Consider the following 20,259-nt stretch of genomic DNA (forward strand, 5'->3'; position numbering starts at 1 on the left):
CGCCACCCCTCGCCACGCGTTTAATGGACTACAGCCCACGTTCGGCCCCCGGGCGGCGATCCTGCCGCAGGCGAAGCGGCGGGCCGCCCATGCCACCGGCAAGGGGCGGCGATGCGCCGACTTGTACGCACAGTGAAGAGCTGCACACAAGGTGTGATGTGGTGGACCTCGGCGTTCAACGGAAAGGAACGAGCGCTCATGCGCGAGATCCTCGGAAGGCGACGCAGGCTCCGGTTCCGGCGCAAGAGGGGGCCTGTCCAGCTCGACGCGGCGCTCACCTGCGCCGCCGGGTGGCAATGGCCCGTACTCCCCGGTGTGGGACTGAAAGAGGCCGGAAGTCGCGGTGACCGCGGGCGCGGCTGCGCCTGCCCCGACCCCGAGTGCGTCGTACCCGGCGCGCACCCCTTCGAACCCGGAATCCTCGCGGCGACGACGGACGAGCAGATGGTGCGCTGGTGGTGGACCAACCGGCCCACCGCTCCGATCATGCTGGCCACCGGAGGGCGTGCGCCCTGCGCCGTCAGCCTGCCGGCGGTCGCCGGGGCGCGAGCCCTGTCGGCGCTGGACCGGATGGGCATGCGGCTCGGCCCGGTTGTGGCGACGCCCACCCGCTGGTCGCTGCTTGTGGCTCCGTACACCCTCGAACGGCTCGGTGAACTTCTCTTCGTCAAGGACTGCGTGCCCAGTTCACTGCGCTTCCACGGGGAGGGCGGCTATCTCGTGCTGCCGCCTTCGGAGGCCGGGACGGGACAGGTGCGCTGGGAACGCGCGCCGCTGCCCGGCTCCGCGGCTCCCTGGCTGCCGGATGTGGAGGCGGTGGTGGACGCGCTGGTCGAGGCGAGCACCAGCGCACCGGACGGCGGCAGCCGCCTCGCGTACTGACCGCGCGTACTGACCGCGCGTACTGACCGCGCGTACTGCCAGCGCGTAATGACAACGTGCACTGACAAGTGCACTGACAAGTGCACTGATCCGGGCCGGCTCCGTCACTCGTACGGGTAGGAGCCGGCCCGAGTTGTACGGGAATTGGGCGCGCGGCGCCCAGGGCGCCCGCATTCCGTCGCTATCTTCGGCCCACCGTCAACAAATTCCCGCTCAGTCGGCAGGTGGACCCATGAATCTCCGCATGATCGGGCTCTGCGCTGTCGTGGTGTTCACCGCGCTGCTGCCGCTGGCCGCGTTCGCCGGGCCGAGCGACGGAATCTGGCCGGGATCCGGCGCTGCACCCCTGGACGAGGCGAAGCCGAAAACCGATGCACGGCCCGGCCTGCTGCCCGGGCTCGGCTCCGCCGAAGGGCGCGGCGACGGGGCAGGCGCCTCCGGCTCCGCCGAGCCCTCAGGTGTGACCGGGGCCACTGCCCCGCAGACATCGGCCCGATGTGGGCCGGAACTCACCTCTCCCGACGGCGTCGAGGCACAGACCTGCGTACTGAGAGAGGGGCGCGACACCTGGGCGCGTACCTACTACCGCAATGCGACGGGCGAGGAATTGAGTTCCGTACTCACTCTGATGGGGCCCGGCGGGCGCACTTTGCAGACCAACTGTGTGGTCGAGGCGGGCGACGAACCGGATGTCTGTGAGACGCCCCGTGAGCTCTCGCGCGGGCCTGTTGCGCGGTATTCGGCGGTGGCGGAGTTCGCGACTGCGGACGAGGCGGGCGAAGGGCCGCTGCTGCTGCGATCCGGGAGCAACTCGGCTGCTCCGGCTGGCCGTTGAGGAATGAGCCATTCCGCGGAAATGGAAGCGCCCGGTCGCTGGCGACGGGGGATGCACCAGCGACCGGGCTTCTAGAACGGTAACAAGAGATCGGCGGTTCGCAAATTCGATCTCGGGTATTCGGACAGGGATTTACTTGCCCGTAGGGCGAGTTGTGACTGGAGTCACGCCCCCTGCCTTCGGCGGGGGGACCCCCAATCGGTTCGACGAAACCGTCACTCTCAGCTCAGGGTGACTTGGCGGTTGGTGAGCCCGCCGCGCGCCCGGCGCTCCTCGGCGGTCAGCGGAGCGTCCGTCTGAAGAGCCTTTGCCAGCCGCTCGGCGAGCTCGGCCGCGGGCTTCTCGCACTCCTCGGCGCCCATCCCGCTCGGCAGGTCCCAGACGGGGACCATCAGGCCGTGCGCGCGGAAGGAGCCGACCAGCCGCGTGTCCTCGCCGAGGGAGGAGGTGCCTGCGGCGTGCAGCCGGGCGAGCGCGTCGAGGAGCTGCTCCTCGGGGTGCGGCATGACCCAGCGCAGATGGTTCTTCTCCGGGGTCTCGCACCAGTAGGCGGCGTCGACGCCGGAGAGCTTCACGGTCGGGATCGCCGCGGCGTTCGCACGCTCCAGCGATGCGGCGACCTCGGGGGTGGCGTTCTCCGCGGAGTCCGGGACCCAGAACTCGAAGCCGGAGTGCACGACCGGCTCGAATTCGGCGCTCTCGTCGAGGAGGTCCTGAAGGCGGGGGCCGTCGGCGGGCACCCGCTCGGCGGCGACCGGAGTGCCGGGCTCGGCGCTCAGCGCACGCCCGAGCGTATCGGCCAGATCGCGGCTCAGATCGCCCGACGACGTGTCGTTCTGCAGGCCGAGCAGCACGGAGCCGTCGTCGCGGCGCAGCGCGGGCCAGGCCATCGGCAGTACGGTCGCGAGGGTCACCGAGGGCACGCCCTCCGGCAGTCCGCCCTTCAGGGTCAGCTCTACGGTCGCGGCGGGCACCAGCTCGCGCAGAGCTACCCAGTCGCACTCGCCGGGCAGGCCCTCGAAGGGACGCTGGACCAGCTCGGTCACGGCGTGCGCGGCGGCCCGGCCGTGACAGGCCTTGTAGCGGCGGCCCGATCCGCACGGGCAGGGCTCGCGGGCCCCGACGACCGGAACCTCCCCGCTTTCGATCTGGGGCTTGGCGGCCTTCGTCTGGGGGCGCTTCTTGGCCATGGTGTGGCTCTCTCCCGACTGCGGTGGTGCTGTGTCGGGCGCGAGCCTAGTCCTCTGTCGCCGTGACGGGGGAGCAGCGGCTCACAAGCGCGGCCTGGTGCGCCGAACCGGTGGTGCCGGTTCCGCTCCCCGTATCCCGCTCCCCGTTCCGCTCCTCGGCCCCGCTCTCCGCTTCGGTCGGGCTTCGGTCGCGGCTTCAGTCGAGGTCGTCGTACGAGTCCGCGAAGTTGAAGCCGGGGCCGGGGCCGGCGACGCGCGTAGCGAAATCCTCGCGGCGGTGCCCTTCGGTGACGATCACCCACACGGTGACCTCACCGGCCGCGCTGTCCCGGACACCCCAGTCCTGGGCGAGCGCGCTGATGATGTTGAGCCCCCGGCCACCACGCGCCGTGACCGAAGGCGTGGCCGGAACCGGTCGGGTCGGACCGCCTCCGTCCGTCACTTCCACGGTGAGCCGGCCTACCGCGTCGACCCGCCATGCTGCGCGGATGTCGCCGTCGCCCACCTCGGCGTGGCCCAGCGGCCTGCCATGACGGCATGCGTTGCTGAGAAGCTCGGAAAGGATAAGAACTGCATCGTCGACGACCGTTTCGGACATACCGCTGCGTCGCAATTGCTCCCGCATACGTTGTCTCGCCTTACCCACGCCCGCAGGGCCATGGGGTACGGCCATGCTCGACGACGTGGGCACCTCCTGTGCCACCACCAACGCCACCCCCGAGACCTCCTTTGCCCCACGCCACGGTGTGAATGCCCCAATGGACTGGACCGGAAACCGGCCAACGGCAGGCCAGTGACGCACTCGTAACGATCGAATACGGACCGAACGCGCCGGTGCACTCCCTGTTATCAGAGTGAGCGACGACCCAACTGGGACAGCACCTGTTTGGGGCGATTGGTGATGATTGCCTCGACGCCCAGCCGGGCACAGAGTTCCACGTCCTCCGGCTCATTGACCGTCCAGACATGGACACGATGGCCCGCGCGGTGCAGCCGGTCGATGTAGCCGGGGTGGTTGCGTACGATCCGCATCCCCGGTCCCGCGATCCGTGCGCCGGCCGGCAGCCGTCCGTCGCGCAGCCGCGGGGTCACGAACTGCATCAGATAAACGGTGGGGAGGTTCGGCGAGGCCGCGGAGACCCGGTGCAGCGAGCGGGCCGAGAAGCTCATGATCCGTACGGGGGAGTCGTCGGCCGTGGCCGGATCGGCCAGTCCGAAGCGGCCGAGCAGCTGGATCAGCCGCTCCTCCACCTGGCCCGCCCAGCGGGTGGGGTGCTTGGTCTCGATTGCCAGCTCGATGCGCCGCCCGGAGTCGGCCACCAGCTCCAGCAGCCGCTCCAGGGTCAGTACGGACGTGAAGGACGGGTCTCCCCAGTCGGGGCTCTCCTCGCTGTCCTTCCAGGACCCGAAATCGAGGGCGGCGAGATCCGCGAGTTCCAGGGCGGAGACGGCGCCCCGGCCGTTGGACGTGCGGTTGATTCGCCGGTCGTGGACACAGACGAGATGGCCGTCCGCGGTGAGCCGTACATCGCACTCGAGGGCGTCCGCGCCGTCCTCGATCGCCTTCTTGTACGCGGCGAGGGTGTGCTCGGGCGCGTCCTCGGAGGCGCCCCGGTGGGCGACGACCTGGATGTTGTGCTGTCGTGCTTGAGTCACCGCGTCATGGTGTCACCGCAACGGGGTAGGCGGGTGCCGGGGGCCGTCATGTGTCACTCGCAGGTCCGTCCGAAGGGCGTGCGGCATCTGTCCGGCGGCCCTGGAGATGCGTCCGTTTTGCCGGACGTAAAGGATTACGTAGATACGCACAGGTCCCGCTTACAGTGGCCTGACGGGCTGTGGGAAAAGCTGTCCGCAGACACTTGCATAGCGCCGACGTGGAACCTGAGGAGAAACAGCTGTGAGCACCGAGAACGAGGGCAACGAGGGCACTGCGGTACCGGCCGCCCCGTCCGTACCTCCTGTGCCGGCCGCTGCTCCCGCTGGCATGCCCGCGTCCACCGAGGGAGCCGGGGCGGACCGGGCACCTCACACGAACGGGGCCACCCAAACCATCGAGCCGGCAGCGGCCGCGGTCCAGGAGCCCGGGCACTCCCCCCAGCCCGAGCCCACCACCGCGCCGCTGCCCGGTCCCGTACCTGCCGCCGCGCCGACCGGCGGCTGGCCGCAGGGAGCCGACTGGCCCCCGCCCCCGCCCCCGCCCGCACTCCCCTCGTACGGGAGCGGTTCCTACGGGGGCGGCTCCCACGGGAGCGGCGACAGTGGCGGCGGCCCGGTCTGGGGAGCACCCGCCCAGGTCTCGGAGCCCCCGCGCAAGCGTTCCGGCGGCCTGGTCGCCGCGGTGCTCGTGGCCGCGCTCGTCGCGGGCGGCGTCGGCGGCGGCATCGGCTACTGGGCCGCCGAGCACAACGACGACGGCATCGACTCGACCACGGTCTCCGCGGCCGACACCCCCAAGGACTTCAAGCGCGAGCCGGGCACGGTCGCCGCAGTCGCGGCCAAGGCGCTGCCGAGCGTGGTCACCATCGAGGCGAAGGCGAGCGGCGCCGACGTCGGCGAGAGCGGTGAGACCGAGGGCGGCACGGGCACCGGCTTCGTCTACGACAAGGAAGGCCACATCCTCACCAACAACCACGTGGTGGCCTCCGCGGCCGACGGCGGCACACTGTCCGCGACCTTCTCCAACGGCAAGAAGTACGACGCCGAAGTGATCGGCCGGGCGCAGGGTTACGACGTCGCCGTACTGAAGCTGAAGAACGCGCCCTCGGGGCTGAACCCGCTGGCCCTCGGCAACTCCGAGCAGGTCGCCGTCGGCGACTCCACCATCGCGATCGGCGCGCCCTTCGGCCTGTCGAACACCGTCACCACCGGCATCATCAGCGCGAAGAACCGCCCGGTCGCCTCCGGCGACGGCTCCAGCGGCAAGAACTCGTACATGAGCGCCCTGCAGACCGACGCCTCGATCAACCCGGGCAACTCCGGCGGCCCGCTGCTCGATGCACGCGGCGCGGTCATCGGCATCAACTCCGCGATCCAGTCGGCGGGCAGCGGCCTCGGCCAGACGCAGGCGGGCTCGATCGGCCTCGGCTTCGCCATCCCGATCAACCAGGCGAAGAACGTCGCAGTACAGCTGATCAAGACGGGCAAGCCGGTCTACCCGGTGATCGGTGCCACGGTCGACATGTCGGGCAAGAACTCCGGCGCCAAGATCGCCACCCAGGGCACGGGCGGCACCCCGGCGGTGTCCCCGAACGGCCCGGCTGCGAAGGCGGGCCTCAAGGCGGGCGACGTCATCACCCAGTTCAACGGCAAGCCGGTGGAGAGCGGCCCGACGCTGATCAGCGAAATCTGGAACCACAAGCCGGGCGACAAGGTGACGCTCACCTACGAGCGCGACGGCAAGGAACACACGGCGGAGGTCGTCCTGGGCAAGCGCACGGGCGACAGCTGACCGACGGCGCTCCTTCGGTACGGGAGAACTCCGTATCGGAAGAGCGCGGTACGGGAGAGCTCGCTACGGGAGAACACTGCTGCGACGCACGACGCGGGGCCGGTAGTCTGTAGCCCGCTCCGCCGCAGGTGGCCGGGGCGTGGGTGGGTTGCCCGAGCGGCCTAAGGGAACGGTCTTGAAAACCGTCGTGGCAGCGATGTCACCGTGGGTTCAAATCCCACACCCACCGCAGGTGAACGGCCCCTGACCAGGCACCTTGGTCAGGGGCCGTTCCCGTTTCGATGCCCCGTGATCGACCGGTGTTCCCCCTGAATCCCCGCTCGAACGGGCACGCGAGGGGCACGGCGATGAGGCGTGCGGCCTCGGAACGGGCCCCGACGGCGAACGCGGGCGCGAAGGCGGTGAGCCTGCTGGCCTGCTCCTGGATCGCGGCGACGACCTTGGGGTGCTGGTAGACGATGTTCGTGTAGCGGAGACGGTACGACGTGGGGCTCAATACGACCGAACCGGCCGTCCTCGCAGGACGCCTCTGACGATCTGGGCAAGATTCGCAACGGCATGGGAGAGCCCCGCAACCGCAACGGTGGCTCCGGCGATGAGGACCCAGCCTGCCGCCTCGTGCGGCACCCTTTCGGCGACTACGGATGGCGACTCGTTCTCCTCGGGCCCGTCGCGCGGCTCCGCTCGCATCATGTCCCTGACGATGCCCAGGAGACCGGCGACCGCATGAAACGCAGCCCCCACCGCAATGGTTACGACACCGATCAGGATCCAGGCGCCGCTCCCGAACTCCGCCTGAGTGGTCCGCGCAGACATCGTCCTGCGATGACGGATACGGGGCATGTGGTTCGCCTCCTTCGGCGGGCTTCGCCTTCACATCCACGATGGCAGACGGAGGCAGCACCTACATCTCAGGATTGCGGTGAGGGGGGATTCACGTAAGCCCCCGAAGCGGGTGATCGCATGCGCCACCTGGCGGCGAGCATCGGGCCACCGCAAGGCGGGCGCCAGCCTGGGGGTGCTCCGCCCGGGCGGAGCGGGCTCCGCGGCCGGACGTGGCCACGCGGACCGGGTGATGTGCCCAGCCGGGCGGCTTCCGAGAGTGGAGAGACCCAGGCCATTCAGGGGCGTCGTCAACCTCGACATCCGGGACTCGATCCCGGACTTCCCCTGGGGCGGCGCCGAACTCCGACCCGGCGGACGGCACGCGATGAACGTTTGGAACGGCTCCTTCCTCGACCACAACACCCTCGACGACGGCTACCTGGGCACCTGCCCGGTCGACACCTTCGCCCCCAACGGCCGCGGCCTGCACAACATGACCGGCAACGTCTGGGAATGGACCGCCGACTGGTTCCACCCCGCGTGGCACGCCACCCGCCCGCGCGAGGACCCGGCAGGACCCCGGGCCGGTACGGCCCGTGCCCTGCGCGGCGGCTCCTGTCTGTGAAACGCCTCCTACTGCTGCCGCTACCGGCTCTCGGCGCCGATGCTCCTGAGGACGTGGAACCGCTGCTGCTCGTCCAGCGCCGCGAGGGACGGATGCAACTCTGCGCGGATCCTGTCCCCCAGCGGGTCCTCGCATGCCGTGCGTGCGCGGACCGCCTGGTGGGCATCGTTGGCGAACCAGAGCGCCGCCGGGCCTGCGGCCGCCCATTCCAGGACGCCGTGCGGGCGCGCCATCACCAGCAGCACGCCCGCCAGGCACCAGAAACTCAGCAGCAGGGTGACGCCCATGCAGGCGCAGCAGGCCAGCAGCTGCCGCCCCTCGCCGTCCGGCATGCGCGGAATCTCGGGCAGCAGGGCGTCCCGCTCGCTCCGGTACGCGTGGCGCCGCGCCACGTACTCCTCGTCGCACCCGTCGATCCAGCCGATCGACACCGGCTCGGGATCGTGCCGGCGCACGGCCTCCAGCAGGGCGGCGGGCAGCGGATGGGCGGGCGGCCGGCCGGGGGCGCGGCCCGCCTCGGTCAGGAGCGCCGCCCCTTCCCCGTCGATGTCGAGGTACCCGCCGAGCAGCAGCTCGGCGGCTGCCGCCTCGGTCGCCCGGGACTCCATCGCGGCCGCGTGGTACGGCTCGAGGTCCAGGGTGGCGACCAGCCCGAGGATCTCGCGCCGGATCCGGGCCCGGCGCCGCCACCCGAGGCCGATGGCCCCGTACACGGCGGCGGCCACAGTGAACACGGATGCGGCAAGGACGAGTTGGAGCACGCCCCGAGGCTACGTCCGCGGGCGCCGGAGCCGACATGGGATTTCGGCACGTCGGGCATGATCCGCCGGACACCTCAGGAGCCCGGTCACGGTGTATCGAGACTCGCGAGAGCGTGCCGGATTGCCGCAAGAACTTCCTCGTTCGTGGCGTTGAGCTGCTTGGCGGCAGCCGCGTAACTGCTTGCGTGTTCCGCGAGCTTCGCTTTGATGTCGGTGGTGGCCGCCGGGGCGACGACCTGGGTGCCAGAGCCTCGGCGGCTCTTGACGAGGCCTGCGGTCTCCAGTTCGCGGTATGCCCGCACAACGGTGTTGTTGGCCAGCCCGAGGTCGGAGGCGAACTGGCGCACGGACGGCAGTCTTTCCCCCTGACGCAGTCGGCCGACGGAGATCAAATCGGCTAGTTGTGCGCGGAGTTGCTCGTACGGGGGGACAGGGGAAGCGTGGTTGACCCTGATGCTGATGCCATTGGTTGTCATGGCCGTTCCTTGTCGTATGCCCGCGGCAGCAACAGGACGCAGAGGCAGTGACCCGCCGTCAGTGCAGAGGTGACGGCCGTGGCGATCAGCCCCCACGAGGCCACCTGCATCATCCCTCCCGCGCAGGGCGAGCTCAGCGCCACGACGCCCATCGTCGACGAGACAGCGAAAAGAGGGGCGCTCACCAGCACTCCCCATGCGCCGACTGCCGCCCGGACGCTCGTGCGGCGTTGATCGTCGCTCCCGGAGCGCGCGGTAACACGGCGCAGGAACAGTGCACAGGCAACGGTACCGAGGGCGAGACCGCCGAGGGCCGGCCAGGCGTAGTAGGGGCCGGGCCAGGGCGAGAGCAGATGGGTGCCCGCGGGGCACGTGACGGACAGAGCGTGCCCTGAACGGCCGTCAGCGTCCGCCGAGGCCGTTGTGGCGGCAACGATCAGGAGGACCAGCAAGACAACAGCCTGGGCGGCCAGTGCGGCAGTCAGGATTCGGGGCAGTTGGTCCCGGATCCGGCGCGGAGTCACCTCGGCCACTCGTAGTCGGCCAGGACTCGGGCGCGCGATCACATCTGCGGTGAACGCGCCGGCCATGGCGCACAGGCCGAAGACGGGGAATCCGTACAGCAGGTCCACGTCAGGCTCGGGGCTGTAGGAGACCAGCGCGTTGACAGCCAGACCGGTCGCCGCACCGGCCCAGCGCACGGGGGTAGCGAGCCCCGCCCGCCACGTGCCCTCCGTTGCTGCGGCAGAAGACATGCCGACTCACTTCCCTCTCCCAAGGTGTATTAACTATCTGACACAATCGCCTGGCAGGCTAAAGTGTGTCAAGTGATTGACACGCTTGGCTGCAGTGTCGGCGCGTATGTGCTGGGTGCCGGGACTGCCGCAGGGGGCGACGGACAGGCCCAGTGGCGCGAGCATGATCAGCTAGGGTGACGGGCCTTCGGTGCCGAAGCTCGGCTCCGGCGCACGTGAACACCTGTCGGAGAGCGCAGTTGACCACCCGTCATCACCTGAGCGCTCTGGTCAGCCGTGCCCAGTCCCAGAGTCACAGCCTCGGCCTGTCTTGGGCTCTTCGACGACGCGGATGTCGCCGCTCCTCCGGTCGTGATCCATGCCTTCTCGCTCGGCGGCCCGCTGTCGGTGTCCGCGCTGTCGCTCTGGGAGGTGCGGCGGCTGCGCATCCGCTGTGGCGTGACGCTCCGGTCGGCGCTGGGTCGTTGGTTCCGACGAGGCTCAGGAACTCTCGACGAAGCGGACGGACCAGGCGTAGCCGCTCAAGCCGTCGTGTGGGACCCGCCGGACTTCTCTGACCTCGCAGCCGTCGTGGGCGTACTTGCGGGCGAACCGGTCGAGGCGCTGCTCGTCGGTGAGATCCTCCATGGACAGCGGTGCGCCGACAACGAGGTCTTCGTGAAGGACTGTCTGCGGCGAGGCATCGTCCGAGCAGGCCGGGCAATGATGCGTTCTGGGTAGGGCCATGGGATCAGTGTCCTCCTCTGGACGCCCCGACGTGATCCCCGGCCGCCTTCGTGTGTCTGGGCCGCTCGCCGCAGCGAGCAGGTGCGCGCTGCCTCCCGGCATCAGCGCCCCGCACCACCGCATGCTGTGACGCTCCCGTTGCCGGAACTGTGGGCTCCGTCACAGCCTTCGTGATCTTGTCCTGGTGCACTCGACGGATGGCGTTGCTGCTCCTGCTGTTCATCCCGGTCGGGCTCGTCGCCGCCTTCGCCTTCGTCGGCTACGGCTTCGGCACCCTGGCTCGGGCCGGCCACCGGCAGGCCGGCCGCGAGGTGTGGCTCCGGAGCCTTGCCGCGATTCTCGGTGCCGTCGCGGCCGCCCTGTATACGTGGGGCCTGCTCCATGTCGCCGGTGCGGTCCTCGACGCGGAGGACGGCGGCGCCGATTCGTCACCGCTTCGACCCTGCCGTACACCGGGCCAGTGGGAGCGAGCGCTACGCGTCGTCGACTACACCGTGGACTACGTGCCCCTCCGGTTCGTCTGCGAGACGAAGGGCGGCGGAAGCTACGCCGCCGAGTCCGTTCCCGGCTACGTCAACCCGGCCGTACTGGGCTCCGTGCTGGCCGCCGCCGGATGCGCCGGCGCCGCGGCCCTCGAATCGAAGCGCCGCGCCGGGGAAGACCCGGCCGTGTGATGCGGGAAGGCCTCGGCCCCCGGCTCGCCTCGGTGCTCAACTGCCTCCCGCGCCGCTGTCGAAGTGCTGCCCTTCTCACAGAGCCACCCTCGACAGGCAATCCGCGCGGAACGGACTTACGGTCGAGCAGTAGACGCTGCACCGGGATGCGGAGCACCATCTTCCGCCCGTTGATCCTCGTTCGACACCAACAGGAGACGACCCTGCCATGGCCACAGCATCTGAAACCCCGGTACTGGACACCCTCGCCGCGATGACGGTCGACTCGGTTGAGCGGTGCGGGCTGGCCCCGGACACGTTCATGCTCACCCGCATCGCGGCCCTCGCCGCCTCGGACGCTCCGCCGATTTCCTACCTCGCCAACATCGACCCCGCTCTCCAGGCGGGTATGACCGCCGACCAGCTGCAGGACGTACTGGTCGCCATCGCCCCCATCGTGGGTACAGCCCGTGTCATGACGGCAGCGGGCAACATCGCCCAAGCGCTCGGCATCGCGATCGCCGTCGCCGACGCCGAGGCCCAGGGCTGAACGCACAAGTCGTCGCCCGAAGTCTGGAGCACCCACCGCAGGTTGTGTGACGAATCGGCCCGGACCGGTCAACGAAGCCGGTCCGGGCCGTTCGCATGTCCCGTCCTGCCGCGATTCACGGCTGGTCCGGTTCGAAGCCGGCGAGCATCTGCTCGAGCGCCTGCTGGTCCGGGCCCACGAAGGGGTCCGCGCCCGGGACGGCCTCGATGGTGTCGAGCATCGGCCCCGCCAGTCCGGACGCAGGCGGCAGGTGGGTGCAGAGGACCAGTTCGGGGGCCATGGTGCGCAGGGGCTGGACCGTGGCGAGGTAGTTGTCCTTGTCGACCACGTGGACCCAGGGGCTGTCGACCGTGGCCCACAGCAGTTGGGCATCGCGCAGATCCCCGGCGGGTACGGCGCCGACGTCGTCGGCGACGGCCAGTTCCGCGCTCGGCATGGGTGCGCCGAAGCAGTCGGAGCTGAAGCAGGTCGCCGAGCGGTCGTCGTAGAAGCCGACGGTGGCGGGGTTGTCGAACAGTGGCGGCCGGAACGCCCTGAGGGTGCGGTCGCCGACGTCCAGGGTCTGGCCCGGGTTGACCAGGCAGACGCGGTCGAGGGGCAGAGGCCGCTCGGTGGACATGATGCCGGCGCCGATGAAGGTGGTCAAGACGCGTGCTTTGGGCGCCGCGGCGAGCAGGTCGAACAGGCCGCCGGTGTGGTCGCGGTCGGGGTGGGTGAGCCAGATCCAGCGGACGTCGGCGGGGTCGATGACGGAGCCGAGGGTGTTGAGGAAGTCCCGGTCGGGGAGCGAGAGGCCGGTGTCTATGACCACGGGCTGGCTGGAGTGCAGGACGAAGGCGTTGACGGGGATGAAGCCGATCCCGGGCACTTCGAGGCAGTCGCTGAGTACGGTGCTGTCGCTTCCGGCCTTGTGAGTGTTCATGGTGAGTCCGGGTGAGTCAGCCGGGGACGGTGCGGGTTCGCGGCCGTCCAGAGAACCGCGGCCGCGATCAGGCCCGCGACCTGCTCGCGGGCGGTCAGGACTGCGGACAGGACTGCGGGCAGGACTCCGGACGCGCGGTGCCCATGTGTCCAGGGTGTGCTCGTGCGTACGCCGGCGCACGCGGGAGCCCGGTGGGGTGGTGGCGGGACCCGTTCACGGGACCTGTTCAGTAGCGGCGCCCCGAGGTGAGCCGTTCCGCCGAGGCGATCGTCGCGCGGGCCTCCCGTTCGGTGAGGCCCGCCTGGACCGCCGCCTCGGTGAGGGCGTCCGCGAGCTCGTCGCCGAAGCCGTTCTCGTAGGCGCGGCAGGCCGCCCAGAACAGCCGGGTGTTGCGCTGGCCCTCGTGCGCGGCGAGGACGAACTGGACCAGGCCGTTGCCCTGCACCGGGCGGGCCGGGCCCGCCTGTGTGGGGTGGTGGGGGCGTGCGGGGGGTGTCACGAGGCGAAGGAGTGCGCGGGGGCAGGGCGCGGGGGACAGCTCGGCCGTACCCGGGGCGAGGCGGTAGGCGCCGTGCGCGCTGACCGAACCGGGACCGACGAGATAGCCGCCGGCGCCGCGTACGTCGATGCCGGGGGCGAGCCTGCTCGCGGAGTTCGGGACGACGATGTCGGGCGGGCCGGTCAGCCAGAGGTGGCGGCCGCCGCTCGGGGTCAGGACGGTGACCGTCTCGGGGATGGTGAAGAGATGGCGCAGGGCCAGGTCCTGGAGCGCGGCGACGGAGTCGGTCGAGGACTTGGTGTCGAGGTCGATGCCGATCAGATGGTGCGGTGGCCGTCCGCAGGCGATGCCGTAGCCGGTGGCCCAGGGGGCGGCGGCGAAGAGGGCGCGGACGCCTGCGGGGTCGGTGGTGGCGTCGTGGACGCCGTGGCCGGGGAGGCCGCATTCGCCGCGGCACAGGACCGGCTCTGCGTCGCCCCTGTGGGGGGAGCGCAGGGCGGGGAGTTTGCTGGGGGACAGGGGAATGACGGGGAGCCCGCGCTCCGCGGCGGAGAGAGCGTGGGCGAGGGCCAGGGTGGCGTTCTGCCGGTCGGTGGTGGCCATGCCTCTATGTTCGTACAGGTGTTCGAAGAAGGGAAGAGGGGGCCGTCTCGGCGCGAAGGGGGGATTGGCCGAATATATGCCGTAAACGCTTCCTTCCTTGCCCTGCCCGGGTTTCGTGGTGCACACGGCCTGAGCTGGGGTTCTGTGGGCGTGAAGGGGGTTTATCGACATGTCCTCACGCTTGAGGGGGAATTGGGGTGTCCGGGGTGGTTCGCCGGGGATTCCGTGGGCAACTCTCATCTCGCGACGTCGTGATCACGATCCCGGGCGGTCGGCCAACTGCCCCGGAACAAGCCGTAGTCAAGCCATAGTTCTGCAGTTCTCGTTCATGGAGGAAATGACATGGCATGCATCCGTACCGCCCGCGCTTTCGCCGCCGTCGCTGCCCTGCCCCTCGCTGCCGCACTCTTCTCGGGTGTCGCCCAGGCCGACAACGGCGCCTTCGCGGACGACGGATCGAACGCGGCGGTGGCCTCGGTCATCGGCAGCGGAGTCGCCGGCGACAACTGGGGAAATTCGACCACCACCCAACAGGTGGCGAACGGAGCCGGAGCGTCCAACCAGAACCACACCGCAAGCGTGAGCGGCTCCGGCTTCACGGCGATCGATCAGTCCCATGCGGTGGTGAACTTCACGGAATTGTGGTGGTGACCGGCCCGATGGGGGGTTCGACCAAGGGGTGAACGACGGCCTGCGCGGCGGTACTTCGGTGCCGTCGCGCAGGCCGTTGTGCGTACGGAGGCATCCGCCCGAGCGGCCGGGGCCGCTGCTGACCTTGACAGGGGACACGCATCTGACGGACAGTCAGAAACCCTGATCCGTAGGCCCGGGAGGCGGCCGCCGTGCACCTCGCCCCGACGGAGCGGCAGCAGCAGCTGCGCGCCGAACTTCGCTCGTACTTCCGAGAACTGATGCCGGACGGACCGCCGCCCGCCGCCGACGAACCGGGCCGAAGGCGGCTGCTGCGACGCATCGGGGCGGACGGGATGCTCGGTCTCGGCTGGCCCGTGGAGTACGGAGGCCAGGGGCGCGGCCCCGACGAGCAGTTCGTCTTCTTCGACGAGGCGTACCGCGCCGGTGTGCCCGTCTCCATGGTGACCCTGAACACCGTCGGTCCGACCCTGATGAAGTACGGCACCGAACAGCAGAAGTCCTTCTTCCTGCCGCGCATCCTCAGCGGCGACCTCGTCTTCGCGATCGGCTACAGCGAGCCGGAGGCCGGGACGGACCTTGCCTCGCTGCGTACGCGTGCCGTCCGGGACGGCGACTCCTGGGTCGTCGACGGACAGAAGGTCTTCACCAGCAACGCCCAGAACGCCGACTGGATCTGGCTCGCCTGCCGTACGGACCCGCAGGCGCCCAAACACAAGGGCATCTCGATCATCCTGGTCCCGACCAACGTGCCGGGCTTCTCGTGGACCCCGATCGAGACGGTGGGCGGCCTGGCCACGACGTCGACGTACTACGACGGGATACGGGTACCCGCCGCGAACCTCGTCGGCGAGGAGAACGGCGGCTGGGGACTGATCACCAACCAGCTCAACCACGAGCGGGTGGCGCTCGCGGCGATCGGAATGCAGGCCGAGGATTTCTACGCGGCGGTGCTGAAGCGAGCCCGTACACCCGATCCAGTGACCGGCGAGCGCCGGATTGACGTGCCGTGGGTCCAATTCCGAGCGGCCGAAGTACATGCCAGGCTCGCGGCAACGCGCCTGCTCAACTGGCGTTTGGTGGGGGATGTGGGGGCGGGCCGGCTGGCCCCCGGCGACGCGAGTGGCGTGAAGTTCGCGGGAACTGAATCCACGGTCGAGGCGTATCGCATGTGCCAGGAAATCACGGGGGAAGCAGGACTGATCCGGGCCGGATCGCCCGGCTCGCTCGACATCTGTGCCGGGGAGCGTCCGCTGGGGGACGGGGAGCTGGAGCGGATGAACAGGGCGGCGCAGATCAACACCTTCGGGGGCGGGGTGAGCGAGGTGCAGCGGGAGATCGTCGCGACGATGCGACTCGGCATGAGGAGGGGGAAGCGGTGACGGACCTGTATGAGCGGTTGAAGGCGTACGAGGGGCGGGCGGCCACCACCTCGGGCGTCGGCAAGGACCTGGTCAACGAGCCGATGATCAGGCACTGGTGCGAGGCGATGGGGGACACCAACCCCGCCTACAGCGGGCCCGACGCCATAGCGCCGCCGACGATGCTGCAAGCCTGGACGATGGGCGGTCTCTCGGGGCACACGGACCGGTCGGCGGTGCACGACGAGCTGTTCGGACTGCTCGACGAGGCGGGCTACACCTCGGTCGTCGCGACCGACTGCGAGCAGGAGTATCTGCGGCCGCTGAGGCCGGGGGACCGGATCACCTTCGACGCGGTGATCGAGTCGGTGTCGGAGCTCAAGACGACAAAGCTGGGAGCGGGCCACTTCGTCACGACACGGATGGACGTGAGGGCCGACGGCGAACCGGCCGGGACGCATCGCTTCCGGATCCTCAAGTACGCCCCGGCCCGGCCGAAACCGAAGGCCGCCACGGCCAGACGGCCACGGCCGGTGATCAACCGGGACAACGCCGGATTCTGGGAAGGGGTGGCCGCACACAAACTGCTCATCCAGCGGTGCGGCGGGTGCGGGACGCTGCGTCTGCCCTGGCTGCCGGGATGCGGGGCGTGCGGCTCGGCGCAATGGGACACCGTCGAGGCGTGCGGCGCGGGGACGGTCTACTCGTACGTGGTGATGCACCACCCGCCCTTCCCGGCCTTCGACCCGCCGTACGCGGTGGGGCTGATCGAGCTGGCCGAGGGCGTCCGCATGGTCAGCAATGTGGTCGGCGTGCCGTACGACAAGGTGCGGATCGGGATGCCCGTACGGCTCGAATTCCTGCGGGTGGACGAGGAGTTGGAGCTGCCGGTCTTCAGTGGCGCTCAAGGGGGTGCCTGATGGACTTCACACCCACGCAGGAGCAGACGGCCGCCCGGGAGTTGGCGGCGCGGATATTCGGTGATCTCTCCACGCATGAGCGGCTGGTCGCCGCCGGGACCGGTACGGACGCGGAGTTGTGGAAGGCGCTGTGCGCGGCGGGCCTTCCGGGGGCCGCCGAGGACATAGGTCTGCTCGGTCTGGTGCTGCTGCTGGAGGAGCAGGGACGGACCACCGCTCAGGTGCCCTTCGCCGCCACCTGCGTCTACGGGGTGCTGGCGGTGGCCGGGCACGGCACGCACGAGCAGCGGGCCCGGCTGCTGCCCGCGCTGGGCGAGGGCACGGCGGTGGCGACCGGGGCGTTTCCGGCACGCGGCGGCATACGCGTCTTGGCGCCGGACCGGCTGAGCGGCTCGGTGCCGCTCGTGCCCTGGCTGCGGGACGCCACGCATGTGCTGGTGCCGGACGCCGACCGGGCACTGTGGCTCGTACGGACCGCGGATGCGGAGGTGACCGACGTGGAGACCACGGCGCCCTGGTCGGCGGGACGGCTCGTGCTGTCCGGCACTCCGGGCGAGCGGCTGGGCGGGCCCGGTGCCTACGAGTCCGTGCTCGCCCTGGGCCGTACCGCGTTCGCGGGACTGCAGGCCGGGGTGTGCGCGGGCTCGCTCGCCCGGGCCGTCGAACACACCTCGGCCCGTGAGCAGTTCGGGCGTCCGCTGTCCACCAACCAGGGAGTGCTGCTGCGCGCCGCCGACGCGTACATGGACACCGAGGCGATACGGGTCACGGCCTACGAGGCCGCCTGGAGGCTGGACGAGGGGCTCGACGCGGCGGCCGAAGTGCTGACCGCCGCCTGGTGGGCCTCCGAGGCCGGCCGGCGCGTCGTCCACGCCGGGCAGCATCTGCACGGCGGGACCGGTGCCGATCTGGACCATCCGGTCCACCGGCACTTCCTGTGGGGCCGCCAGCTGGACGCCTACCTCGGCTGCGGTCCGGAACTCCTCGCCGAGCTGGGCCAGTTGCTCGCACAGGAGCCCGCAACCGCACAGGAGCCCGTACTCACAAAGGAGCCCGTACGTGAAAGTCGGTGACGAACTCCCGCCGCTCACCATCCCCATCACCCGCACCCTGATCGTCGCCGGAGCCGTGGCCTCGCGCGACTACCAGGACGTGCATCACGACACGGAGCTCGCGAAGGAGAGGGGATCCCCGGACATCTTCATGAACATCCTGACGACCAACGGCCTGGTCGGGCGGTACATCACCGACTGCCTCGGGGAGCGTGCCGTGCTCCGCAAGGTCGCCATCCGGCTCGGCGCGCCCAACTACCCGGGAGACACGATGGTGTTGAGCGGCACGGTCACCTCCGTCGAGGACGGCACCGCCGAAGTGCGGGTCGTCGGCGCCAACGGCATCGGCAACCACGTCACCGGCACGGTCACCGTGAGCCTCGCGCCGAGCCCGGAGGGCGCCCTATGAGCATCCGCAGCCGGGACACGCTCGGGGGCAAGGCAGCCGTCGTGGGCGTAGGGGCGACCGAGTTCTCCAAGGACTCCGGCCGCAGCGAACTGAAGCTGGCCGTCGAGGCAGTGCGTGCCGCACTCGACGACGCCGGCCTCTCCCCCGCCGACGTCGACGGCCTGGTGACCTTCACCATGGACACCAGCCCGGAGATCACCGTCGCCCAGGCGGTGGGCATCGGCGAGCTGTCCTTCTTCTCCCGTATCCACTACGGAGGCGGCGCGGCCTGCGCCACCGTGCAGCAGGCGGCCCTCGCCGTCGCCTCCGGGATCGCCGAAGTCGTCGTCTGCTACCGGGCGTTCAACGAACGGTCCGGCCGGCGTTTCGGCTCCGGGGTGCAGCACCGCGAGCCGTCCGCCGAAGGCGCGGCGCTCGGCTGGAACCTTCCCTTCGGGCTGCTCACCCCCGCCTCCTGGGTCGCCATGGCCGCGCAGCGCTATCTGCATACGTACGGGCTGACGCCCGACGCGTTCGGCCATGTCGCCGTCACCGACCGCCGTCACGCGGCGAACAACCCCGCCGCGTACTTCTACGGGAAGCCGATCACCCTCGCCGATCATGCCGCTTCGCGCTGGATCGTCGAGCCGCTGCGTCTCCTGGACTGCTGTCAGGAGACCGACGGCGGCCAGGCGATCGTCGTCACCAGCGCCGAACGGGCCCGTGATCTGCGGCAGGCGCCGGCGGTGGTCGTCGCGGCCGCGCAGGGTGCGGGCCGGGCTCAGGAGCAGATGACCAGCTTCTCTCGCGACGATCTCACCGGGCTGCCCGAGATGGGTGTGGTGGCCCGGCAGCTCTGGGCGACCTCCGGGCTCGCCCCCGGCGATATCGATGTCGGCATCATCTATGACCATTTCACCCCGTTTGTTCTGATGCAGCTGGAGGAGTTCGGGTTCTGCAAGCCGGGCGAGGCCGCGGAGTTCGTGGCCGCGGACGCGCTGCCGCTCAACACCCATGGCGGGCAGCTCGGCGAGGCGTATCTGCACGGCATGAACGGCATCGCGGAGGCGGTCAGACAACTGCGCGGCACCTCGGTGAACCAGATACCGGGCGCGTCCAGGGTGTTGGTCACCGCGGGCACCGGCGTGCCCACATCCGGGCTCGTCCTGGGGGCGGACGGCTGACGGACGGCTGACGGACGGCGGAGGGACGGCTTGCGGCGGCTGAGGCGGCTTACGGCGGCTTACAGACCGAGGCGAAGCCGCGGCTGCCCGTATCCCACCGTCGGGGTGGTCCTCCACCTTCAGGAGGTGGGGGCAGCACCACCCGTACAACCTGAGGCGGACACCGCTTCGGGACCTGGGGCCGATCCGCGACCGTAGTGCCCGCTCCTAGCGTGGACCTATGACCACGCCAGTCTGCACAAGCGCTTCGAAGGCCGCCGCACCGGCGGCCTCGTACACGCCGAACGCGCGCTATGCGACCTACTCATCGTTTTCGTCGTACGTACGGGCGCGGGGGCCCGTGCTGCTGCGAACAGCCCGCTCGCTCACCGCGAACCCGAGTGACGCCGAGGACCTGCTGCAGACCGCGCTCACGAAGACATATGTCGCGTGGGAGCGGATCGAGGACCACCGGGCGCTCGACGGCTATGTGCGCCGCGCACTGCTCAACACCCGCACCTCGCAGTGGCGCAAGCGCAAGGTCGACGAGTTCGCGTGCGACGAGCTGCCCGAGCCCGAGACCGTGCCCACGCCCGATCCCGCCGAGCAGCAGGTGCTGCACGACGCGATGTGGCGCGCGGTGATGAAACTGCCCGACCGGCAGCGGGCGATGGTGGTGCTGCGGTACTACGAGGATCTCAGCGAGGCCCAGACGGCCGAGGTGCTCGGGGTTTCCGTCGGCACGGTCAAGAGCGCGGTGTCGCGGGCGCTCGGCAAGCTCCGCGAGGACCCGGAGCTGGCGCCCGTACGCTGACCGGCCCCGGCCCGGCTCCCGGCCAGGCCCCGCCCCCGGACCCGACCCGTCGCGCTTGCCCTTCCCGACCGCTCCCGCACCCCTCCCGTCTCACCTGTTTCCGCAGGCCCTGCTGTTTCCGCACTGATCTTCCGGCGCCGATTGATTGCCTCCGGGTAGT

The 20,259-nt window shown here is 70.2% G+C and carries 23 protein-coding genes and 1 tRNA gene; 15 read left to right on the forward strand and 9 right to left on the reverse strand.

Annotation, left to right across the window (positions count from 1 at the left end):
• The first annotated feature begins 198 nt into the window (after positions 1-198).
• Complete coding sequence (locus OOK40_RS14405) at positions 199-882, forward strand: bifunctional DNA primase/polymerase (RefSeq protein WP_266480737.1); 684 nt, start codon at positions 199-201, stop codon at positions 880-882.
• Positions 883-1,114: 232 nt separating this feature from the next.
• Positions 1,115-1,717, forward strand: coding sequence for a hypothetical protein (locus OOK40_RS14410; protein WP_266480738.1), 603 nt, complete (start codon positions 1,115-1,117; stop codon positions 1,715-1,717).
• Between the two features lie 221 nt (positions 1,718-1,938).
• On the opposite strand, the gene OOK40_RS14415 is transcribed toward OOK40_RS14410, so the two are convergent.
• The 3 genes from OOK40_RS14415 to OOK40_RS14425 all read right to left on the reverse strand — a co-directional run bounded on the left by OOK40_RS14415 (position 1,939) and on the right by OOK40_RS14425 (position 4,563).
• Positions 1,939-2,907 (reverse strand): DUF5926 family protein, encoded by a 969-nt coding sequence (locus OOK40_RS14415; protein WP_266480739.1) that lies wholly within the window; start codon positions 2,905-2,907, stop codon positions 1,939-1,941.
• A gap of 196 nt (positions 2,908-3,103) precedes the next feature.
• A complete protein-coding gene (locus tag OOK40_RS14420; RefSeq protein WP_266480740.1) occupies positions 3,104-3,709 on the reverse strand; it encodes an ATP-binding protein in 606 nt (201 codons plus the stop codon).
• 47 nt (positions 3,710-3,756) lie between these two features.
• The gene (locus OOK40_RS14425) at positions 3,757-4,563 is read right to left on the reverse strand and encodes a glycerophosphodiester phosphodiesterase (RefSeq protein ID WP_266480742.1); all 807 of its coding nucleotides are present in this window, start codon (positions 4,561-4,563) and stop codon (positions 3,757-3,759) included.
• Positions 4,564-4,804: 241 nt separating this feature from the next.
• Between OOK40_RS14425 and OOK40_RS14430 the strand changes: the two genes are divergently transcribed.
• Positions 4,805-6,355: a S1C family serine protease gene (locus tag OOK40_RS14430; RefSeq protein ID WP_266480743.1), complete on the forward strand. Its 1,551-nt coding sequence runs from the start codon at positions 4,805-4,807 to the stop codon at positions 6,353-6,355.
• A 142-nt stretch (positions 6,356-6,497) separates the two neighbouring features.
• Positions 6,498-6,584: transfer RNA gene (locus OOK40_RS14435), tRNA-Ser, on the forward strand.
• Between the two features lie 263 nt (positions 6,585-6,847).
• On the opposite strand, the gene OOK40_RS14440 is transcribed toward OOK40_RS14435, so the two are convergent.
• Positions 6,848-7,198 carry a hypothetical protein gene (locus tag OOK40_RS14440; protein WP_266480744.1) on the reverse strand — a complete coding sequence of 117 codons (351 nt, stop codon included), beginning with the start codon at positions 7,196-7,198 and terminating at the stop codon, positions 6,848-6,850.
• 259 nt (positions 7,199-7,457) lie between these two features.
• On the opposite strand from OOK40_RS14440, the gene OOK40_RS14445 reads away from it, so the two are divergent.
• Positions 7,458-7,805, forward strand: coding sequence for an SUMF1/EgtB/PvdO family nonheme iron enzyme (locus OOK40_RS14445; RefSeq protein ID WP_266480746.1), 348 nt, complete (start codon positions 7,458-7,460; stop codon positions 7,803-7,805).
• A 20-nt stretch (positions 7,806-7,825) separates the two neighbouring features.
• Here OOK40_RS14445 and OOK40_RS14450 read toward each other — a convergent pair whose 3' ends face one another.
• From OOK40_RS14450 to OOK40_RS14460, 3 genes are all read right to left on the reverse strand, one after another.
• Complete coding sequence (locus OOK40_RS14450; RefSeq protein WP_266480747.1) at positions 7,826-8,566, reverse strand: hypothetical protein; 741 nt, start codon at positions 8,564-8,566, stop codon at positions 7,826-7,828.
• A gap of 86 nt (positions 8,567-8,652) precedes the next feature.
• Entirely contained in the window at positions 8,653-9,042 is a 390-nt protein-coding gene (locus tag OOK40_RS14455; RefSeq protein WP_266480748.1) for a GntR family transcriptional regulator, read from the reverse strand.
• Positions 9,039-9,797: a hypothetical protein gene (locus OOK40_RS14460; RefSeq protein WP_266480750.1), complete on the reverse strand. Its 759-nt coding sequence runs from the start codon at positions 9,795-9,797 to the stop codon at positions 9,039-9,041. The genes OOK40_RS14455 and OOK40_RS14460 overlap by 4 nt, the downstream gene beginning before the upstream one ends.
• 276 nt (positions 9,798-10,073) lie before the next feature.
• Between OOK40_RS14460 and OOK40_RS14465 the strand changes: the two genes are divergently transcribed.
• The 3 genes from OOK40_RS14465 (at position 10,074) to OOK40_RS14475 (ending at position 11,726) form a co-directional block, all read left to right on the forward strand.
• Positions 10,074-10,517, forward strand: coding sequence for a hypothetical protein (locus OOK40_RS14465; protein WP_266481802.1), 444 nt, complete (start codon positions 10,074-10,076; stop codon positions 10,515-10,517).
• A gap of 203 nt (positions 10,518-10,720) precedes the next feature.
• Entirely contained in the window at positions 10,721-11,197 is a 477-nt protein-coding gene (locus OOK40_RS14470) for a hypothetical protein (protein WP_266480751.1), read from the forward strand.
• 208 nt (positions 11,198-11,405) lie between these two features.
• Positions 11,406-11,726 carry a carboxymuconolactone decarboxylase family protein gene (locus OOK40_RS14475; RefSeq protein ID WP_266480753.1) on the forward strand — a complete coding sequence of 107 codons (321 nt, stop codon included), beginning with the start codon at positions 11,406-11,408 and terminating at the stop codon, positions 11,724-11,726.
• Between the two features lie 115 nt (positions 11,727-11,841).
• Here the strand turns inward: OOK40_RS14475 and OOK40_RS14480 are convergent, their stop codons facing one another.
• Entirely contained in the window at positions 11,842-12,648 is an 807-nt protein-coding gene (locus OOK40_RS14480; protein ID WP_266480755.1) for an MBL fold metallo-hydrolase, read from the reverse strand.
• 226 nt (positions 12,649-12,874) lie between these two features.
• A complete protein-coding gene (locus OOK40_RS14485) occupies positions 12,875-13,750 on the reverse strand; it encodes a bifunctional DNA primase/polymerase (RefSeq protein ID WP_266480756.1) in 876 nt (291 codons plus the stop codon).
• Positions 13,751-14,092: 342 nt separating this feature from the next.
• On the opposite strand from OOK40_RS14485, the gene OOK40_RS14490 reads away from it, so the two are divergent.
• From OOK40_RS14490 to OOK40_RS14520, 7 genes are all read left to right on the forward strand, one after another.
• Entirely contained in the window at positions 14,093-14,401 is a 309-nt protein-coding gene (locus tag OOK40_RS14490) for a hypothetical protein (protein WP_266480759.1), read from the forward strand.
• A gap of 191 nt (positions 14,402-14,592) precedes the next feature.
• The gene (locus OOK40_RS14495; protein WP_266480761.1) at positions 14,593-15,783 is read left to right on the forward strand and encodes an acyl-CoA dehydrogenase family protein; all 1,191 of its coding nucleotides are present in this window, start codon (positions 14,593-14,595) and stop codon (positions 15,781-15,783) included.
• Complete coding sequence (locus tag OOK40_RS14500) at positions 15,780-16,682, forward strand: bifunctional MaoC family dehydratase N-terminal/OB-fold nucleic acid binding domain-containing protein (RefSeq protein ID WP_266480763.1); 903 nt, start codon at positions 15,780-15,782, stop codon at positions 16,680-16,682. Before OOK40_RS14495 ends, OOK40_RS14500 begins: the two co-directional genes overlap by 4 nt.
• Positions 16,682-17,755, forward strand: coding sequence for an acyl-CoA dehydrogenase family protein (locus OOK40_RS14505; protein ID WP_266480765.1), 1,074 nt, complete (start codon positions 16,682-16,684; stop codon positions 17,753-17,755). Before OOK40_RS14500 ends, OOK40_RS14505 begins: the two co-directional genes overlap by 1 nt.
• Complete coding sequence (locus OOK40_RS14510; protein ID WP_266480766.1) at positions 17,742-18,143, forward strand: MaoC family dehydratase; 402 nt, start codon at positions 17,742-17,744, stop codon at positions 18,141-18,143. Before OOK40_RS14505 ends, OOK40_RS14510 begins: the two co-directional genes overlap by 14 nt.
• Positions 18,140-19,306 (forward strand): lipid-transfer protein, encoded by a 1,167-nt coding sequence (locus OOK40_RS14515; protein ID WP_266480767.1) that lies wholly within the window; start codon positions 18,140-18,142, stop codon positions 19,304-19,306. The genes OOK40_RS14510 and OOK40_RS14515 overlap by 4 nt, the downstream gene beginning before the upstream one ends.
• Positions 19,307-19,526: 220 nt before the next feature.
• The gene (locus OOK40_RS14520; RefSeq protein WP_266480768.1) at positions 19,527-20,099 is read left to right on the forward strand and encodes a SigE family RNA polymerase sigma factor; all 573 of its coding nucleotides are present in this window, start codon (positions 19,527-19,529) and stop codon (positions 20,097-20,099) included.
• The last annotated feature ends 160 nt before the right edge of the window (positions 20,100-20,259 follow it).

This window comes from Streptomyces sp. NBC_01481, assembly GCF_026339995.1.
Taxonomy (GTDB): domain Bacteria; phylum Actinomycetota; class Actinomycetes; order Streptomycetales; family Streptomycetaceae; genus Streptomyces.

Bases quoted from the DNA above. Each gene is read 5' to 3' on its own strand.
- OOK40_RS14520 (WP_266480768.1), top strand. From the start codon at position 19,527: ATGACCACGCCAGTCTGCACAAGCGCTTCGAAGGCCGCCGCACCGGCG.
- OOK40_RS14460 (WP_266480750.1), bottom strand. From the start codon at position 9,797: ATGTCTTCTGCCGCAGCAACGGAGGGCACGTGGCGGGCGGGGCTCGCT.
- OOK40_RS14475 (WP_266480753.1), top strand. From the start codon at position 11,406: ATGGCCACAGCATCTGAAACCCCGGTACTGGACACCCTCGCCGCGATG.
- OOK40_RS14485 (WP_266480756.1), bottom strand. From the start codon at position 13,750: ATGGCCACCACCGACCGGCAGAACGCCACCCTGGCCCTCGCCCACGCT.
- OOK40_RS14455 (WP_266480748.1), bottom strand. From the start codon at position 9,042: ATGACAACCAATGGCATCAGCATCAGGGTCAACCACGCTTCCCCTGTC.
- OOK40_RS14515 (WP_266480767.1), top strand. From the start codon at position 18,140: ATGAGCATCCGCAGCCGGGACACGCTCGGGGGCAAGGCAGCCGTCGTG.
- OOK40_RS14415 (WP_266480739.1), bottom strand. From the start codon at position 2,907: ATGGCCAAGAAGCGCCCCCAGACGAAGGCCGCCAAGCCCCAGATCGAA.
- OOK40_RS14480 (WP_266480755.1), bottom strand. From the start codon at position 12,648: ATGAACACTCACAAGGCCGGAAGCGACAGCACCGTACTCAGCGACTGC.
- OOK40_RS14410 (WP_266480738.1), top strand. From the start codon at position 1,115: ATGAATCTCCGCATGATCGGGCTCTGCGCTGTCGTGGTGTTCACCGCG.
- OOK40_RS14440 (WP_266480744.1), bottom strand. From the start codon at position 7,198: ATGCCCCGTATCCGTCATCGCAGGACGATGTCTGCGCGGACCACTCAG.
- OOK40_RS14490 (WP_266480759.1), top strand. From the start codon at position 14,093: ATGGCATGCATCCGTACCGCCCGCGCTTTCGCCGCCGTCGCTGCCCTG.
- OOK40_RS14505 (WP_266480765.1), top strand. From the start codon at position 16,682: ATGGACTTCACACCCACGCAGGAGCAGACGGCCGCCCGGGAGTTGGCG.
- OOK40_RS14405 (WP_266480737.1), top strand. From the start codon at position 199: ATGCGCGAGATCCTCGGAAGGCGACGCAGGCTCCGGTTCCGGCGCAAG.
- OOK40_RS14470 (WP_266480751.1), top strand. From the start codon at position 10,721: ATGGCGTTGCTGCTCCTGCTGTTCATCCCGGTCGGGCTCGTCGCCGCC.